The 17,451-nt window shown below is 63.4% G+C and carries 16 protein-coding genes; 5 read left to right on the top strand and 11 right to left on the bottom strand.

Features of this window, described 5'->3' with window-relative positions; genetic code table 11:
- Window positions 1–17: 17 nt before the first annotated feature.
- From cyaB to ACGYLY_RS04620, 7 genes are all read right to left on the bottom strand, one after another.
- A complete protein-coding gene (gene cyaB / locus ACGYLY_RS04650) occupies window positions 18–557 on the bottom strand; it encodes a class IV adenylate cyclase (RefSeq protein ID WP_395282764.1) in 540 nt (179 codons plus the stop codon).
- A 48-nt stretch (window positions 558–605) separates the two neighbouring features.
- A complete protein-coding gene (locus ACGYLY_RS04645) occupies window positions 606–1,538 on the bottom strand; it encodes a complex I NDUFA9 subunit family protein (protein WP_395284152.1) in 933 nt (310 codons plus the stop codon).
- Window positions 1,539–1,642: 104 nt separating this feature from the next.
- Window positions 1,643–2,323, bottom strand: a complete 681-nt coding sequence (locus tag ACGYLY_RS04640) for a phosphoglycolate phosphatase (RefSeq protein WP_395282765.1) — start codon at window positions 2,321–2,323, stop codon at window positions 1,643–1,645.
- Between the two features lie 42 nt (window positions 2,324–2,365).
- Entirely contained in the window at window positions 2,366–2,794 is a 429-nt protein-coding gene (locus ACGYLY_RS04635) for a low molecular weight phosphatase family protein (RefSeq protein WP_395282766.1), read from the bottom strand.
- Window positions 2,795–2,855: 61 nt separating this feature from the next.
- Window positions 2,856–3,977, bottom strand: a complete 1,122-nt coding sequence (locus ACGYLY_RS04630; protein WP_395282767.1) for a hypothetical protein — start codon at window positions 3,975–3,977, stop codon at window positions 2,856–2,858.
- A 1-nt stretch (window position 3,978) separates the two neighbouring features.
- Window positions 3,979–5,523 carry a glycerol kinase GlpK gene (gene glpK / locus ACGYLY_RS04625; protein WP_395282768.1) on the bottom strand — a complete coding sequence of 515 codons (1,545 nt, stop codon included), beginning with the start codon at window positions 5,521–5,523 and terminating at the stop codon, window positions 3,979–3,981.
- Window positions 5,524–5,715: 192 nt separating this feature from the next.
- Window positions 5,716–6,858 carry a Cdc6/Cdc18 family protein gene (locus tag ACGYLY_RS04620; RefSeq protein ID WP_395282769.1) on the bottom strand — a complete coding sequence of 381 codons (1,143 nt, stop codon included), beginning with the start codon at window positions 6,856–6,858 and terminating at the stop codon, window positions 5,716–5,718.
- 176 nt (window positions 6,859–7,034) lie between these two features.
- On the opposite strand from ACGYLY_RS04620, the gene glpA reads away from it, so the two are divergent.
- The 3 genes from glpA to ACGYLY_RS04605 are packed head-to-tail and all read left to right on the top strand — an operon-like array spanning window position 7,035 to window position 11,306.
- Window positions 7,035–8,702, top strand: coding sequence for an anaerobic glycerol-3-phosphate dehydrogenase subunit GlpA (glpA, locus tag ACGYLY_RS04615; protein ID WP_395282770.1), 1,668 nt, complete (start codon window positions 7,035–7,037; stop codon window positions 8,700–8,702).
- A complete protein-coding gene (glpB, locus tag ACGYLY_RS04610) occupies window positions 8,692–9,972 on the top strand; it encodes a glycerol-3-phosphate dehydrogenase subunit GlpB (protein ID WP_395282771.1) in 1,281 nt (426 codons plus the stop codon). The genes glpA and glpB overlap by 11 nt, the downstream gene beginning before the upstream one ends.
- Window positions 9,969–11,306, top strand: a complete 1,338-nt coding sequence (locus tag ACGYLY_RS04605) for an anaerobic glycerol-3-phosphate dehydrogenase subunit C (RefSeq protein ID WP_395282772.1) — start codon at window positions 9,969–9,971, stop codon at window positions 11,304–11,306. Before glpB ends, ACGYLY_RS04605 begins: the two co-directional genes overlap by 4 nt.
- Here ACGYLY_RS04605 and ACGYLY_RS04600 read toward each other — a convergent pair.
- The gene (locus tag ACGYLY_RS04600) at window positions 11,299–11,979 is read right to left on the bottom strand and encodes a hypothetical protein (RefSeq protein WP_395282773.1); all 681 of its coding nucleotides are present in this window, start codon (window positions 11,977–11,979) and stop codon (window positions 11,299–11,301) included. The genes ACGYLY_RS04605 and ACGYLY_RS04600 overlap by 8 nt on opposite strands.
- 119 nt (window positions 11,980–12,098) lie before the next feature.
- Here ACGYLY_RS04600 and ACGYLY_RS04595 point away from each other — a divergent pair, with 119 nt between their 5' ends.
- Together ACGYLY_RS04595 and ACGYLY_RS04590 are read left to right on the top strand one after the other, a co-directional pair.
- Window positions 12,099–12,659, top strand: coding sequence for a plastocyanin/azurin family copper-binding protein (locus ACGYLY_RS04595; RefSeq protein WP_395282774.1), 561 nt, complete (start codon window positions 12,099–12,101; stop codon window positions 12,657–12,659).
- A 78-nt stretch (window positions 12,660–12,737) separates the two neighbouring features.
- Window positions 12,738–13,049 carry a hypothetical protein gene (locus ACGYLY_RS04590; RefSeq protein ID WP_395282775.1) on the top strand — a complete coding sequence of 104 codons (312 nt, stop codon included), beginning with the start codon at window positions 12,738–12,740 and terminating at the stop codon, window positions 13,047–13,049.
- Here ACGYLY_RS04590 and ACGYLY_RS04585 read toward each other — a convergent pair.
- The 3 genes from ACGYLY_RS04585 to ACGYLY_RS04575 form a co-directional block, all read right to left on the bottom strand.
- Window positions 13,030–13,146 carry a rubrerythrin-like domain-containing protein gene (locus tag ACGYLY_RS04585; RefSeq protein WP_231183006.1) on the bottom strand — a complete coding sequence of 39 codons (117 nt, stop codon included), beginning with the start codon at window positions 13,144–13,146 and terminating at the stop codon, window positions 13,030–13,032. The genes ACGYLY_RS04590 and ACGYLY_RS04585 overlap by 20 nt on opposite strands.
- 41 nt (window positions 13,147–13,187) lie before the next feature.
- Window positions 13,188–14,120, bottom strand: coding sequence for a DUF368 domain-containing protein (locus tag ACGYLY_RS04580; RefSeq protein WP_395284153.1), 933 nt, complete (start codon window positions 14,118–14,120; stop codon window positions 13,188–13,190).
- Window positions 14,121–14,314: 194 nt separating this feature from the next.
- Window positions 14,315–17,389, bottom strand: coding sequence for an oligosaccharyl transferase, archaeosortase A system-associated (locus tag ACGYLY_RS04575; protein WP_395282776.1), 3,075 nt, complete (start codon window positions 17,387–17,389; stop codon window positions 14,315–14,317).
- Between the last annotated feature and the right edge of the window lie 62 nt (window positions 17,390–17,451).

Here is a 17,451-nt window from a genome sequence, read left to right as displayed (position 1 = left end):
CCCCTCGATTATTACCATTACTCATCTTCGAGTAGTAATCCGAGGTACGAGGTTCGTATCTGGTCGTTCGGGTTCAAGCCGAGTTCCGAGAGCACGTCGTAGGCACCGATACGGGCGCGTTCGACGTCCGACTCGTCCGCCTCCGTTTCGACTTCGACGAACTCGCCGAGTCCCACCACGGCGTCCAGGGTGACGACGTAGCCGTCGAGTTCGTAGCGTTCGCGCTCCTTGGTCACCGTCGCCGCCGCTTCGAACCCGAGCGCGGAGAAAAGTCGGTCCACGGTCTCCCCGTCGCCGACGACGGTTTCGTGTTCCTTTCGCGTCTTCGACTCCCGTTCGACCAGCGGGCCTTTGTAGGTCACGACTTCCTCGGCGTCGTCGTCGTCGGATTCCCGGCGAATGCGAAGTGCTTCGTCCGTTTCCGCGAAGTCGCGGTGCGGTGCGTCGTAGTAGAAATCCTCCTGCGTTACCGTCCCGAGTGAGCGGGCGTCGAGTTCGTGAAGGCGTTCCCGAACCGCCTCGTGGTCGGCCCGGACCTTCACTTCGACTTCGTACATGCTCGGGGGAAAGAGAGCGGGGGTCAAAAACACACCGCGTCCGCGGAGTCAGGCCGCTCGCGTCGCCGCTTTATCGCTCTCCGCCTCCCCCGCTTCATCCGAAACGCCGAGGTAGTCCGCGAGGGTTCGCAATTCCTCCGGCGTTCGGCCGAACGTCCCGACGTCGTTGTCCGAAACCGTGTTGTCGAACTTCAAGGAGCGGTACTGGTCCGCGCCCATCGGGACGAACGGAATCGCGCCCGCGATCGTCAACCCGATTCCGGCGAGCGGCATCGGAATCGGCAGGACGGCGACCGACTTTCCGTCCGCTCGATAGGCCAGTTTCGCCACGTCGGCGAGCGTGAGAACCTCGGGACCGCCGAGGTCGTAGGCGTGCCCGAGGTGCGAGTCGTCCTCCACGCAGTCCGCCAGCATCGGCGCGAGGTCGCCGACCCAAATCGGCTGGAATCGCGTCTTTCCGCCGCCCGGAAGCCCCGTCACGTACGGCGTGGTGAGAACCTTGGTGAACGAGACGAACTCGCCGCCGTCGCCGAAGACGACCGACGGGCGGACGATGACCCACTCCAGCGACGACTCGCGGACGACGTTCTCGGCTTCCCCCTTCGCTCGAATGTAGGCGGTCGTTCCGTTCGGGTCCGCCCCCAGCGCGCTCATCTGGACGAGTTTCGGGACGCCGTGTTCCTCCGCCGCTCGAACCACGTTTTCCGTCCCGCCGAGGTGAATTTCCTCGTGGCTCGTTCCACTGGGCGGTTTGAACAGCGGCGAGAGCGCGACGAGGTTGACCACGGCGTCCCGTCCCGAAAACACACCCTCGATGCTCTCGTAATCGGTCACGTCGCCCGAAACCGTCTCGACGCCGCTCGGGAAATCGGCGTCCGACGGCGACCGTGAAAGCACCGCCACGTCGTGTCCCCGTCCGTGCAGTTCCTCCGTGAGCGCCGTCCCGACGAACCCGCTCCCGCCGACGATGAGTACTCGCATACCCGTTCTTGGTGCGTCACGGACTTGACGACACCCCCTGACGTGTTCGCCACGGGTCGTCGTGGATGATGGAGCGACCGCATCGGCACCGATTTCCCGTCGTCTCAGTCGCTCGGCCACTCGCGTATCTCCTCCAGAATCGAAATCGTCCCCTCCGAGTACGATCCCTCGATGACCGTTTCCGCTGCGCGCTTCGCCTTCTCGTCGGCGTTCGCCACCGCGTAGCTCTCGCCGACGACGCCGAAGGTGGAGACGTCGTTTTCCGAGTCACCGATGGCGACGAACTCCTCGGTATCGCGGCCGAGCAGTTCCGCGACGGATTTGATACCCATTCCCTTGCTGACGCCGGACGACTTGACGTGATAGGCGAAGCCGGTGTCCACGATTTCCTGCCCGTACTCGCTCGCGAGTTCCGAAAGGGGGCCGAGTGGTTGGTCGCGTTGAACGGCGATTTCCGTCTCGCGCCAGCGGTTGGTCAGGTCGCTCTTTCCCCACCCGAGTTCGTAGCCCGCATCCTCGTACGCTTCCGCGACGCGTCGGGCGGCGTCCCCGTCCCCGTTTCGCGTGATTTCGTCGTTCACGAGGACGACGCCGCCGTTCTCGGCGATGACGAGTTCGGGAATTTGAAGGAAGTGACAGAGGGCGACGGGATAGGGAAACGCCTTCCCGGTGGCGATGACGACGGGAGCGTCCCACTGGGGAAGGAGGTCGAAAAATCGCGGGTCGATGGAGTCGTCCGGGCGGGTCATCGTGCCGTCGATATCGAGGACCAGGGGTGAAGCCATGGCGGCGATTCGACGGTTCGACACTTAGTTTCGGCGTTCGCGTCACCCCCGGTGCTGGCCTTCGATTTCGTCGAACAGCGACCCGACGCGCTCGCTGATTTCGTCCCGAATCCCGCGTACCGACACGGCGTCGGTTCCGTCGGGATCGTCGAGGTCCCAATCGCGGTTTTCGCCCGCCCACGACGCCGGACACACGTCTTTCGCCGAACAGCCCATCGTAATTACGTAATCACACGCCTGTAACTCCTCGAACGTGACCTCTCGCGGGGTTCGGTCCGCGATGTCGAACCCGCACTCCGCCATCGACTCGACCACCGACTCGTGGACGTGTTCGGCCGGGTCGGTGCCGCCGGTGACGAGTTCGACATCGACACCTCTCATTTCGCGTTCGCGCTCCGCGAACGCCGTCGCCATCTGGCTTCGACCGGCGTTCTGTACGCACACGAAAGCCACGCGGGTTGGTTCGCTCATCGGCGGACGATTCGCGGAAAAGGGCAAGTACGTTTCGAAAGCTCAAAAAACGGAATCCGAATCAGAACGCGGGAACCCACGCGCTCTGCGGGAAGACGCCGAGCATGGCGCACACCGCGACGAGGAAGGTTCCGAAGACGATGGTGGCTGCGGGCGGGTCCATGTGCGTGTCGGCGTGGGAGTAGAAGACGCGCTGGAACGCCTCGCCGAACAGGGCACAGACGAGGCCGAAAACGGCCCCGACGGCGAGCGCGGTCAGGAGCGGAATCTCGGCCTGAATCGCGGCCGGTGAAGCCGTCGTGATGTTCATACCTGCCGGAGCGAGCGCCAACGCGGCGGTGCTCGCCGGGAGACTCATGTGGTGGGTGACGGGCATCTTCTCGACGCCGCAGTTGAGGAAGACGAGGCTGGCGGCGCTGATACCGAACGCGAGGAACGGACTGCCGGTCGAGTAAGCGGTGTACGCACCGAGAATGCCGACAACGAGGCCGAGCGTCGCCACGTTCGCCCATTTGTACTGGTGGGGAAGCCACGGTTCGACGAGGAATCGGCCGCTCGCCGTCCCGCCGTCGGCTTTCGCGGACCCGCCGTCCGCCGTCGCCGGTTCGCCGATGACGCGGCGCTCCTCGGACTCGAACGGTGACATGTTCAACAGGCCCTGTTTGGCGTTGCCGATGATGCTGTAGCCGAACGCGAGTCGGTGGAGCACGGCCGAGAGGACGACACCCATCGCGATGGGGTCGTAGGGCATCCCGTAAATCGTGGACAACTGGGTGAACCAGTAGCCGAAGATTCCGAAGACGCCGCCGACGACGAGCACGTCGGGTTTCGTCCCCTGCGCGAAGGCGATGTTCTTCGCCTCGTGGAAGTCGAAGCCGGTTTCCATGTAGCCGCGCTTGGCGGCGTAGGCGGCCGCCGCCGCACCAGCAGCGAAACTGATGGCGGGCGAGAACACGGGACCGAACGCGATGGATCCGGTGATTCCCAGCGCGCCGAGTTCGCTCGCGCTACCCGGACCGGCGGCGGCGGTGTACCGTCCCACGATATTGGCCGCCTCCCCGGCGATGACCATGAAGCCGGTGAAGATGAACGCCGGGAGCGCGCCGACCGCCGCGCCGAACGCGCCGCCCGCGAAGGCGGCGATGAGCATCTCGATCGCCCAGAGTGATTCGAGGTTCGCCATCTCAGGCACCACCCTCGTCGGCCCAGTCGAGCGACCGTTCAACGGCGTCCTGCCAGCGGCCGTACTTCGCGTCGGCCGCGTCGCTTTCCATGTTCACTTCGAACTCGCGGTCGACCTGCCAGTTCTGACGGAGTTCGTCCACGGTTTCCCAATAGCCGACGGCGAGTCCGGCGGCGTAAGCCGACCCGAGCGCCGTCGTCTCGTCCACGACGGGCCGAACGATGTCCGTTCCGAGGATGTCGGCTTGCAGTTGACAGAGGAAGTTGTTCTTCACCGCGCCGCCGTCCACGCGCAGCGATTCGACTTCGATGCCGCTGTCGGCCTCCATCGCTTCGGCCACGTCACGGGTCTGATACGCGATGGATTCGAGCGTCGCTCGGACGACGTGTTCCTTCCGCGTTCCGCGGGTCATTCCGACGAGGGTACCCCGGGCGCGCTGGTTCCAGTGGGGTGCACCGAGTCCCGTGAACGCCGGAACCATGTACACGCCGTCGGTCGAATCGACGCTCCGAGCGAGGTTCTCGGTCTTCCCGGCGTCCTCGATGAGGTCCATGTCCACGAGCCATTCGATGGCCGCGCCGGTGACGAAGATGGACCCTTCGAGCGCGTACTGTACGGGTTCTCCCGAACGCTGGAATCCGACCGTCGTGAGGAGGCCGTGTTCGCTTTCGACGGCCTCGTTACCCGTGTTCAGGAGGAAGAAACTGCCCGTCCCGTAGGTATTCTTCGCGTCCCCTGCGTCGAAGCAGGTCTGGCCGAACAACGCCGCCTGCTGGTCGCCGAGCGCGCCTGCGACGGGGATTTCCGCACCGAGGAATCCCTCGGGGTCGGTCGAACCGTAGGTTTCGTCGTCGCTCGACGGTCGTACCTCGGGCAGCATTTCGCGCGGAACGTCGAACTCCTCGCAGAGGCCGCCGTCCCAGTCCATCTCGTGGATGTCGAACAGCATCGTCCGCGAGGCGTTCGTCACGTCCGTGATGTGTTCGCCGGTCAGGTTGTAAATCAGCCAGGTATCGATGGTCCCGAAGAGGATTTCGCCGGTATCGGCGCGGTCACGCAAGTCCGCCGGGCGGGCGCGTTGGGTTTTGATGGGTTCGGCGTTGTCGAGCAACCACTCGGCCTTCGTCGCCGCGAAGTATGCGTCCGGTTGGAGGCCCGTCTTCGCGCGAACCCCGTCCGCTTTGCCGTCCTCCTCCAGGCGCTCGATGCGGTCGGTCGTCCGACGGTCCTGCCAGACGATGGCGTTGTGAACCGGTTTGCCGGTGTCCGCGTCCCACAGCAGAGTCGTCTCGCGCTGGTTGGTGACGCCGAGCGCGGCGAGTTGGTCGGCCTCGATGCCCGCCTCCGCGAGCGCGGATTCGATGACCGACTGCGTGTTCTCCCAGATTTCGAGCGGGTCGTGTTCGACCCATCCCGGTTCCGGGTATATCTGTTCGTGTTTCTCGTAGGCGTTCGCGACCACCGTTCCCGCGTGGTCGAACACCATGAACCGAGTACCTGTCGTTCCTTGGTCGATTGACCCGACGTATGTTCCGTTCGTTGACATATGGGTAGCCTCTTGAATTCGTTGCTGGCGGACGAGGTCCGCTCAGCGTGGCCTCATCCATTTTTACTGGCTGTAGGCCATTGGCTGTAAACATCAAACACTTTCGTTATAAATGTTCCCCCTTCATCCATGCTCGTGAAGCATGCTGATAAATCGGGGTAGACGTTTCCGGTCGTGATTGCCGGAAACCGTTCAGTTCTCCTGCAACGCCCGAAACGCGAGCGTCGGAAATCGCGGTTCGAGCCTGCTCGGTTTCCGTCCGCTTCGTCGCCCGTTCGTGGTCGTAACGCGTTCGAGGACGCCCGCTTCGGCGAGTTCGTAGAGGTAGCGGGTGACGGTCCCCGACGAGAGGTCCGTCTCGGCCGCGATGGCGGCCGCGCTGGTTTCGACCGTCGTTCGTTCGTCCGCGTCGAGTTCCAGCAGTTCGGCGAGTACTCCCCGACGATTCTCCGGGAGCGAAAGCACGATGCCGAGCGATACGCCGTCGGACGGCACCGCGTCCATCGCGACCCTCAAATCGTCGTCCCGAACCCGGTCCGCGTCGGCATCGACGGCGAGCGTCACCGCACCGAACAACGCCGCGAGCGCGTCGTGAGCGTCACCGTCGGCCCACTCCGCGAGCGTCTTCACCTGCGTGTGGTCGAGGACGCCCTGTTGTAACCCGCGAGATGCTCGTTCGGTGATGACATCGGCGAGTTCGTGCGTACTGTAGGCCGGAATTTCGAGCGTGCGCGTCGCGCTTTCACGGGTCCGCCCGACGGTAAGCACGGACAGCGATTCGTCCATGTCGTCGAAGAGCGCCGTCGCTTCCTCGGCGGAAAGCATCTCCTCCTCGTTCACGTGGTCCACCGCGACGACGACGGCCCGGTTCGACCGGCGTACCGCGGTCTCCAACTTCTCTTCCAGAACGCCGGTGCCGACGCCGCGTTCCGGGACGTGGTCGTCGGTGAGCGAATCGAGAACCGAACGATACAGTCGGAAAGGCGTACACGCCCGCCGGGAATCGATGTACACGAAGTCGAACCCGCGTTGGTTGACCGCCCGAGTGGTCGTCAGTATCGTCCCTTGCCCGGGCGACAGCTGTTTTCCGAGTTGGCTGAACAGCGCGGACACGAGCGCCGATTTTCCAGCGCCGGGCGGCCCGTAGAGATGGACGTTCGGCGGGAGCCGGTCGGAAAAGAGCGCATCGAGTGCGTCGAGCAGTCGTTCCAACGTGGACCCCCGACCGACCGGATTCGCGACGTGCGTTACCGGACTCAAGGCACTCCATTCGACGACGAGGTTGGCGGCGGGGGACGTCGCGCGTCGTCGTTCGATGCGCTCTCCAATATCCATTATCGCGGTCTAACCGGGCGAATATAGATAACAGTTGTCTCTCCGCTGTATGTTTCGACCCGCATTTTTCGAAAAGGAACGTGAAATCAAGCGCGGATGTCGCCGGACGGCCCGTATTTTATCACTACTACCCTCGCTGGCGGTAAACTAAAGTACGTTCCAACCAACCCCCACCCATGGCAACAGACGCTGACGTGCTCGTCGTCGGGGGTGGTTCGACGGGCACAGGTATCGCCCGGGACCTCGCGATGCGGGGACTCGACGTGACGTTGGTCGAGAAGGGAAACCTCACCCACGGGACGACGGGCCGAATGCACGGCCTGCTCCACAGCGGCGGCCGATACGCCGTCTCCGACCAAGCCAGCGCCGAGGAGTGTATCGAGGAGAATCGCGTCCTCCGGGACATCGCCAGCCACTGCGTCGAGATGACTGGCGGTCAGTTCGTGCAACTGGAGGGCGACGACGACGACTATTTCGAGGAGAAGCTACAGGGCTGCCGGGACTGCGGCATTCCGGCGGAGGAACTGACCGCGAAGGAGGCGCGCGCACAGGAACCGTACCTGACCGACGACGTGAAACGCGCGATTTCGGTCCCCGACGGCGCTATCGACCCGTTTCGGCTCTGCGTCGCAAACGCCGCCGACGCCGAGATGCACGGGGCGCGAATCGAGACGCACGCCGAAGTGACGGACGTGTTGGTCGAGGGAAGCGACGTGGTGGGCGTCGAAGTCCGCCACGCGAGCGGGCCGGGCAAGCGAAACCACGCGAAACCCGGAACGATGGAGGATATTCGCGCCGAGTACGTCGTCAACGCGACGGGCGCGTGGGCGGGACAACTCGGCGACATGGCGGGCGTCGACGTCGAGGTTCGGCCGTCCAAGGGCGCGATGGTGGTCATGAACTGCCGACAGGTGGACACCGTCATCAACCGCTGCCGACCGAAGGGGGACGCCGACATCATCGTCCCGCACGAAGTGACGGCGATTCTCGGAACCACGGACGAGGAAGTGGAAGATCCCGAGAACTACCCCGAGGAGGGATGGGAGGTCGATTTGATGATAGACGAACTGTCGAAACTGGTCCCCATCCTCCGCGAGTCCCGAACGATTCGCACCTTCTGGGGGGTCCGCCCGCTGTACGAACCGCCGGGGACAGGAACGACCGACCCGACGGACATCACTCGCGACTTCTTCCTGTTGGACCACGAGGACCGCGACGGCCTCGACGGCATGGCGAGCATCGTCGGGGGGAAGTTCACCACCTATCGGATGATGGCCGAGAAGATTTCCGACCACGTCTGCGACAAACTCGGCGTCAGGGCGACGTGCCACACCGCCGACGAACCGCTCCCCGGAAGCCACGATTTCACCCTCCTGCACGACTACATGGACGAGTTCGGTCTTCGTTCGCCGGTCGGCCGACGGAGCGTCCAGCGGCTCGGCAGTCGCGCCGAAGGCGTCCTCACGAGCACCGACCCGAACCCCGTCATCTGCGAGTGCGAGGCCGTCACCCGCGCGGAGATTCACGACGCCATCGACGGGTCCGGGTCCGACCTGAACGCGGTCCGCATCCGCACCCGGTCCTCGATGGGCAACTGTCAGGGGGGGATCTGCTGTCATCGGATGGCGAACGAACTGTATCCGGGGTACGACGAACCCACATCTCGAAAAGCGCTGGACGAACTGTTTCAGGAGCGCTGGAAGGGCGAACGGCACGGCCTCTGGGGCGAACAGCTCTCACAGGCCGCGCTGAACTACGCGCTCCACGCGACGACGATGAACCGCGACGAGAGTACCGACAACATCGACTTCGCGGCGTTCGACGGGGGTCAGCGTGGCGATTGAGGACGACGTGGTCGTCATTGGCGGCGGCATCGCCGGAATGGCCACCGCGCTTTCCGCGGCCCGCGAGGGAGTACGGGTCAGACTGCTCTCGCACAAGGAGAGCACGCTCCGCCACGCGAGCGGCCTCATCGACGTGTTGGGATACGCGGACGGACTGGTTTCCGACCCGTTCGACGCGCTCTCCGCGCTCCCCGAGGAGCATCCCTATCGAACGGTCGGCGAGGATGGAATCCGCGACGGCCTCGCCCTCCTCGATACCGTGACCGACTACGCGGGGGGTCACACGGACCGGAACGCCCTCGTGCCGACGTTCGGCGGGCGCGTCAAACCGACCGCTCGGTATCCCGAAACGAGCGCGAACGGACTGGCGAGCGACGAGCGGGACACCTTGTTGGTCGGCTTCGAGACGGTGGTCGATTTCGACGCGCCGCTCGCGGCCGACCGACTGTCGGCGGACGTGCCGTTCGACGCACACGGGGTCACCGTCGCGTTCCCCGGCGACTTTCGGACCGACGCCCGAATCACCCGACTCGCCCACGCGCTGGACGAGAACGAACGAATCGAACGGGAACAAAGCGGAATTTCGACGTCCCTCCCCGTTCGCACCGCGCTCGCCGAACTGGTCGAACCCCACCTCGGCGACGCCGAGCGCGTGGGCTTTCCGGCGATGCTCGGCGAGGACCGACCCGCGGAGGTGATTTCGACCCTCGAATCCCAACTCGGCGTCGACGTGTTCGAAGTGCCGATGGGGCCGCCGAGCCTTCCCGGCATGCGCCTCGAAACCGCGTTTCACGACGCCCTTCAGGACGAAGGCGTCCGAACGACCACCGGGAATCCCGTCGTGGATTTCGAGGGAGAGGACGAAATCGAGGCGGTCGTCGTGGAGCGAAACGGCGCGGAGATTCCGTTCTACGGCGACCAGTTTGTGCTGGCGACCGGGGGTTTGGTCGGAAAGGGAATCGAATCGACGCGCGCGAGCGTGTACGAACCGATATTCGACTGTCACATCGCCGCACCCGAGGACCGCTACGACTGGTCGGACCCGGCGGCGTTCGGCGACCACGCCTTCGCCCGGTTCGGCGTGGCGACGGACGACGAACTTCGAGTCCTCGACGCGGCGGGCGAACCGGCGTTCGACAACCTCCGTGCCGCCGGCGGCGTTCTCGGTGGCTACGATTTCGCGGCGGAGAAGTCAGGAAGCGGCGTCTCGCTCTCGACCGGCGTCGTGGCGGGACGGATTGCGGGCGAACAGGTGAATGTGAATCCATGAGCGAGAAGCAATCAGATCGACGAGACGCGGCCGAACTGCGCGACGTGTTTACGGGCGAACCGCTCGACCTCAGACCGGGGTCCGACGACTGTTACAAATGCTCGACGTGCGATACGGAGTGTCCCGTCGCCGAAGTGGACGACGAGTTTCCGGGACCGAAGTTCCAAGGTCCCGAGCAGTGGCGACTCAAGCGCAAGGAGGACCACGACATCGACGACTCCGTCATGTCGTGTTCGAACTGCATGCGCTGTGATAGCGCCTGTCCCTCCGACGTGCCGCTGTCGGGGATGCACAACACGGCCCGGGGGGAGTACGTCGAGGAGGAGATGTCGAAGTTCTCGCGGGAGTATATCCGTAACCGAATCCTGGCGAACTACGGACGACTCGCGCCGCTCGGCGCGAAGTTCCCCCGCCTCGCCAACTTCGTGATGGGCCTCTCGGTGACGAAGATGGCCTACGAGAAACTCCTCGGTATCGCGGGCGAACGGGAGTTTCCGGCCTTCGCCGAGCAGACGTTCACCGACTGGTGGGAGGAGCGAGGCGGCAACGCCGCCTCGAAGAGACGAGCGCGGGAGGCACGAGAAGAACGAGGCGGCGACGAGGACGCCGATAAAAAGGTCGCCTACTTCCACGGCGATTACTCGAACTTCAACACGCCGGAAGTCGCCAAATCGATGGTTCGCGTGTACGAGGAGTTCGGCTACGAAGTCGTCGTGCCGGAGCAGCGCTGTTCGGGGACGCCGATGTTCGCGAACGGGATGCTGGACGATGCGAAGCGCTCCGCGAAGTTCAACATCGAGACGTTCGCCGCGCTGGTCGAACAAGGCTACGACGTCATCTGTTCGTGTACGTCCTGTTCGATGGCGCTCCGGCAGGAGTATCCCGAACTCTACTCGTTCGACGGCACCGCGAAAGTCGCCGCGAACACCTTCGAAGCCCTCGAATATCTCCGGGTCAACGAGGACTTGGACGGCGCGCTCGCGAATTCCTCCGTCCCCGAGTCCGAGTTCGGAACCCTCGCCTACCACGCGCCGTGTCACGCCAGAAATCAGGGACTCGACGGGCAGGCCGTCGAACTGCTGTCGGCGCTCGACGGCACCGACCCGGTGGACGTGGGCGACTCCTGTTCCGGTATCAGCGGCACGTACGGGTGGAAGGAGGAGAAGTACGACACGTCGATGAAGATCGGCGAGGAGATGTTCGATCACATGGAGGAGTCGGGCGGCGAAACGGGCATGACCGAGTGTCCGACCTGCGCGATGCAGATGAACCACGGGACGGGGTACGACATCCGACACCCGCTGGAAGTGCTGGACGCCGCGTTAGTCAGTTGAACTCCCGTTGAATCCGCTCGGCGGGTCCCTGAATCTCTTCGGCGGTTTCTTTCGTCTCGGTTCCCTTTTCCGTGCTGTTCGGTCGATGGCGCTCGATTCGGCCGCGCACGTCCGCCAACAACTCGTCGGGTCGGTCGTTCGCGTAGTATCGAATCGCCGTCCCGCCGGTGAGTTCGAGGCGCACGTACGGTTTCTCGTACCGGATCGAGGAGAGCCACTCGTACCGAATCTCCGTCGTCGTGTCCTTGAAGTATGGAACCCTGTCGACCATATCGATCCCGACGCCCTCGTGAAACGTGATCGCCTCATCGCCGACGAAGACGGTCGTGGTGAAGTAGCGCTCGTCGGGACTCACGAGGAGCGAGGACCCGGAACCGTAGTTCAGCGTGTACGCCGATTCGTGGGGCGTGGTTTCCGCCACGGTTCGGCGAACCCGCTTGGTGTACTCGGCGTGGGATTCGAGGAGCGTCCAGTACGCGCGGTCTATCTCCTCGGTCCCGAGATACCAGAGGCCGAGTCCGGCGGCGATGCCGGCGAGATATCCGGTTCCCGTTTCGGTCGTCACACCGAACAGAATCGAGAGCGCAACCGCGAGCGCGACTCCGACCTTGAACCGCCATCCGAGCCACCAGAGGAACGTGCTCACGTCGCCAACCGTGTCGTCCGTTCCCATGTCGTGGACTGCGGTCCCGTCGGTTGAATAGTTTTTTATCGGGACACTTTCGCGTCGAGAACTTCCGTATCGACCTGTACCTTCTTGGCGATTCCCGTCGTGTGACCTCCGGGGGTACGATGTCAGAACTGCAAACGGGGAGCACAACGAGGCGGGGCTTTCTCACGACGATGGCAGCGGGGTCGCTCGTCGCCGCGAGCGGGCGCGCCGACGCACAGACGGAAACGTTCCGACTGGGTGGAGAGGTACAGGCGTGGCAGGGCCAGAAACCGTCCAGCATCGCCGGGAAGTCGAACCCGACGTTGGAACTGAAGCCCGGACAGAAATACCGCGTCGTCTGGGAGAACCTAGACGGACAACCACACAACTTCGTGCTTCTGGATTCGTCGGGGAACGCGCTCGAATCGAGTGACATCATGTCCCAGAAGGGAGCGACCCAGACGGTAACGTTCACCGCCACGTCCAAAATGGCGAAATATCACTGTCAAGTCCATCCGACGACCATGGTCGGCACGATTCAACTGCCGGGAGGCGGCCAAGAGGCCGACGCCAATAGCGGTATTTCGACCGATTCGTACATCTTCGCCGCCGCAATCGTACTCGCGGCCATTTCACCGCTGTTGTTCGCGTTCCTGTTGATGGTGGTCGGCACCGGTGACCGAGTCCGGCCGTCCGGGTAAGGGAGTTACGGACGTCACCGTTCGTCACGGGTGAGTTCCAAAGAAACGCTTTAGCCCGACGGGTGGATCGGTTCAGTCGTGTTCGATACTCTCACCCGCGAAATCGATCTGATAGAGCGAACGCTCGAAGTTCTTCTACTCGTTCAAGAGAACGAACCGATCGGGATTCGTCGTCTTTCACGGCTCTCCGGTACGGAACACCACAGAATCCGCTCGTCCCTTCGCGTCCTCGAAGAGGACGGATACATCGAATCGACGCCGAACGGAGCGACGACGACCCCCGAAGCGGGGACGTCTCTCGCCGAGATGGACGATACTATCGACGGTGTGACGGCACAAATCGACTCACTCCCCATCCCCCTGTCTATCCCTACTCACGCGGAACGCTGACGTTTCGCATCTCAGCACCGCACTCGGGACACTCGCCCGGGTGCTGGAGCGCGCTCACGCGGTTTCCACAGCTTTCACATTCGTATGTTGCGGTCATCGAGGAGAGTACGCCGTGCGATGAGTTAACAATATCTCTTGTCAGTAATCCAAATCGTCGGTGGTGTAATCTAGCAGTAACACCGCACCGCCACCGACGAGGACGGCGACGAGTGCGCCGCCGACGACCGTCGGCGTCCACGCGAACGTCGGTGCCGCGACGGTCTTCTCGACGGGATAGCGAAGCGCCCCGACCATCAGGCTGACGAGGAATGTCAACGTCGCCGCTCGATAGTGTTCGAACGCCCACGAAACGATTTTCGAGATCGTCAACACGCCGACGAGAGCACCGACCATGAACGTCACGACGACCGTTCCGTGAGTGACGACGGCGTCCAGAGCCCCGCCATCAACGAGTCCGACGAGCGCGTCCTTAAACCCGTGCAGGTTCTCGGAGAGATAATTGTACTGACCGAGGAGCATGAGGATGAGCGCTCCGGACACACCCGGGAGGATCATCGCGCTGATGGCGACCATCCCGGTCAGGAAAACGAGCGGGAGCGGAGTCGAACCGGTCGCCGATTCGGTCGCACCGGCGATAAGGAAGGCGATGGCGAACCCCGCGATGGCGGCACCGACCTGCCCCGGCGTACTCACTGACACCTCGTCGTAGAGGACGATGGCCGACGCGGCGATGAGTCCGAAGAAGAATCCGTACAGGAGGACGGGGTACTGTTTGCTTCCCCACGTGACGAGTCCCGTGACCGCCACGAGCGCCGTTGCGATTCCGGCACCGAGGGCAAGCAGAAATGGGATGTCCATCTTCGAAAGCTTCCTTCGTGCAAGCGCGCGTTCGTCGGGGTCGTACGCTCGGAGGATATTCAAAACGATTCGGGGGTCGAACGACGCGACGGCGGAGATGAGGCGTTCGTAGATGCCCGTGATGAGAGCAATCGTCCCGCCGGAGACGCCGGGGACCGCATCGGCGGACCCCATACAGACGCCCTTCAGGTATATCGTCAGCAGGCCACGCATTGCTCCGAGGTTCCCTGTCGAATCAAAAAACGATTCCCATCCGCGGTCGACGCCGGCAGGCTCTCGCTCGTCACCAGTCACGGCAGGTACTACGAAGTACTCGAACATGAGGATGTGGGCTGACTGTCGACCAGACTACAACAAAAACGAACCAAAATACGAAACCGAAAACCGCGCTCGAAAATCGAAGCGTTTCAGTCGCGGCGCGCAACGACCATCGCGGCCGCGAACGTGCCGACGAGGCCTGCACGGGTTGACGGGGCGGCGGGACTCGGCAACGAACTGCTGTTCGTCGAGTCGTTCGCTCCGGCCGTGCCGTTGCCGTTCGTCGTGTTACCGCTCGTCCCGTCGCCGTTCGTCGAATTGCCCATCGCTGGACCCGACGAGGTGTTGCCGGTCGAGTTGTTTGCGCCCTCGACCGGAACCGTCTGCTGTTGGTCCACGGAGACCGTCACCGGACTCGTGTCCTCGCCGATGACTTGACCTTCAGTCACCTGTGCCGTCGCGTTCTTGAACGTGAATCCGTTCTCCCCGGCCGTCTCCGGCGTCTTGAACTCGTACGGACCGGCGGCGCGGACGTCGACGTTCGTGTAGCCCTCGTCGGTTCCCCACTTATCGTAGCCGGTCGTGGAGTACGGGAGTGTCATCGTGAACTTCCCGTTCCCGTCGGTCTTGGCCTTCTGCGTGTAGGTGAACGTGCCGCCGCTCGCGGAGTTCAGTTTCACCGAAGCGGTGATGGTAGTGTCTGCGGGGCCGGTTCCCTGCACCGTCGCACCGGGCACGCGCTCGAACGTCTTGACCCACGAGGGCGATGTGCGCAGGAAGTCCTGTCCCGTCGCGCCGCCCTGTTGGAGCAGTTGGAGTCGCTGGACGAGCACCTGGTAGTGCGAGGAGACGTACGTCGATTTCGACTGGCTCTCCTTGACGACGCGGTAGTGTTGCAACGCCGGAATCCGTTCGCTCGGATACGGGCCGATGCCGCCGATTTGCGAACTACCGTCCTCCTCGACGAAGGCGCGCGCCTCCTTCATCGTGTCGAACGTCCGAACGACCGTCTCGTTCGTTCCCTGTGGCTCGACCTTGGACGACACCTGCTGGCCGTTCTGGGTCCCACTGACGACGTCCCAATCGAGGACGATGGGTTTCGGTTCGACCGAACTGCCGCCGTACATGTACAGGCGGACCATCTGCGTCTCGTAGTATGCCTGTTTGTGCTGAACGACGTACTGGTTGTTCCCGAGGAGGATGTAATCCATGAACGTCGATTGCGAGACGTTCTCGTTGAACACCGTCGGCGCGAAGAACTTGACGTTGCCCTGTCGCCCCTTCGTCTCGATCATCTTCCAATCGACCATCACGTAGCGCGTCTCCTCGTCCTTGTCGCCGAGCGAATCGAGGACGTCGTTCGCCTGTGACTCGCTCCGTGCGAGGAGGTAGTTCGCGGCGGTCCGGGCACCTTCCTGGAAGGGGTTGGCGTTCGGGATTCGCTTCCCTTCGACCGTAATCCAGTGGCCGTAGTCCCACCACGACATGACGCCGTACGACCCGTCCGGATAGTCGTAATCGCCGTCGCCTTGCGTGTACGTGCCGTCGTAATCCATCGCGTTGTTGGCCCCGCCGTAGGTTCCCTCATGCGGGGTGTTCGCCTGCATCCACTGGAGCGACCCTTCCCACTGCGTTACCGCGCCGGGACCGGTGCTGTTCCCGACGCGCTGTGCGGTGTACGTCTGCGTGCCGCCGACTTGCACCGGAACCACGAGTGCCGGAACGACGAGCAGGACGACGAAGACCACCGCCAGCACCTGATACGCTTCGACGTTTCGAATCGTTTCGCTGGCCGAGCCGCCGATACCGACGAAGCCGAGAACCCCACCCAGAAGATACGCGTTCAGCACCGCAACCGGCACAGCGAGATAGTAGTTGAATCGAACCTGCGTGAACGCCGCGGCCACGATGAACGCCGACCAGACGAGCACGAGGAGCTTTTCGCCCCCGTGTTCGTCCGCGGAGAGCGCCCGCCAGACCATCAACAGCGCGCCGACGATGGCGGTGAAGAACATCAACCCGTACTGCGGAAGGACGGCCGCCGTGAGGGACTGACCGCCACTGAGGAAGGGCTTTGCTTCGCCGATGGTTCGTTGTTCCGCGCCTGCACCGAATCCGACGAAACGAACGAGGTTCGTCTGTATCAGGTTGAACAGTCCCGGCAGCGCGACGTAGACGACGAGTGTTCCGACCGCGAGAATGCCGAAGACGGCGACCGGATAACCGGCCGTCGTGAGGTCGCGGTCGTCCCATTCGCGCGCCAACCACACCATAAAGACGGACCCGACGGCGATGGCGAACGCCATGAGCGGTTGGAGGAGCGAGAACTTCGTCGCGCTGAACGAGAGCGTCCCCAGCGGAACGAACAGGAGGAGTCCCGCGACGCCCATGCTGACCGACGCGACGAACGCGAGGTGGTCGGGACTGATACCGCGCACGTAGTCCGCGGTCAGTTTCAGCAGGAAGAACACGCCGAAGATGCCGATGAGGAGGACCCCCGGTGGCCACACCCACAGATAGAGCGCGGTTGCGATACCCGCGAGGATGCCGTAGCCGAGCGGTCGGCGGACGGACGCGAAGTCGCGGTCCACGAGCAGTTCGAAGACGGGACGCTCGCGTTCCGCCACCGAAACCGTGACCATCATCGCCAGCACGGCGAACGACTGGAAGAACGGTTCGACGACGTTGTGGTCCGAGAATCCGACCAATCCGCGATTGAGGAAGACGCCCGGAACGAGTGCCAACACGAGAACGCCGAAGACGCCGCCGAGTCGCCCGCCCAACCGTTTCCCGATGAAGTAGGTCGGAACGGCGACGAGCGTACCGAACACCGCCGGTGCGACCAACAGCGTCAGTGCGACCGTCTTCTGGGACGGATCGCCCAATCCGACGATCAGCGCGGCCGTGGCGACGATTTGGTCGTAAAGCGTTCCGAACTGGCCGACACTCGTCCCGAACGGATAGTACGTCCACGGGTCGAACGGCATCGTCGCTGGCCAGTGACTGACAGTATACTGTACTTGCCGAAGGTGATACCACGCGTCGTTACCCGAGAAAAACACTTCGCCGTTTCTGACAAAGTTGTTGTAGGACTGCAACCGAACCCACAACATGAATCCCAGCAACACCGCGAGTACGGGGACGTGGTACCACTCTTCTATCTGGTCGAGGACTGAATCGGTAGGATTAGAGGAGTCCTCGACCTGTTCGGTGCCTTGGCTCATCGAGTGAAACGTCTGGGAAAGTGGGGATAAGCCTTATGATAGTAGACTAATATAGCTCCGAA

It is taken from the genome of Haladaptatus sp. CMAA 1909 (assembly GCF_043952005.1).
In the GTDB taxonomy this organism is placed as follows: Archaea; Halobacteriota; Halobacteria; order Halobacteriales; family Haladaptataceae; genus Haladaptatus.
This window is presented reverse-complemented; position numbering and strand designations above follow the sequence as displayed.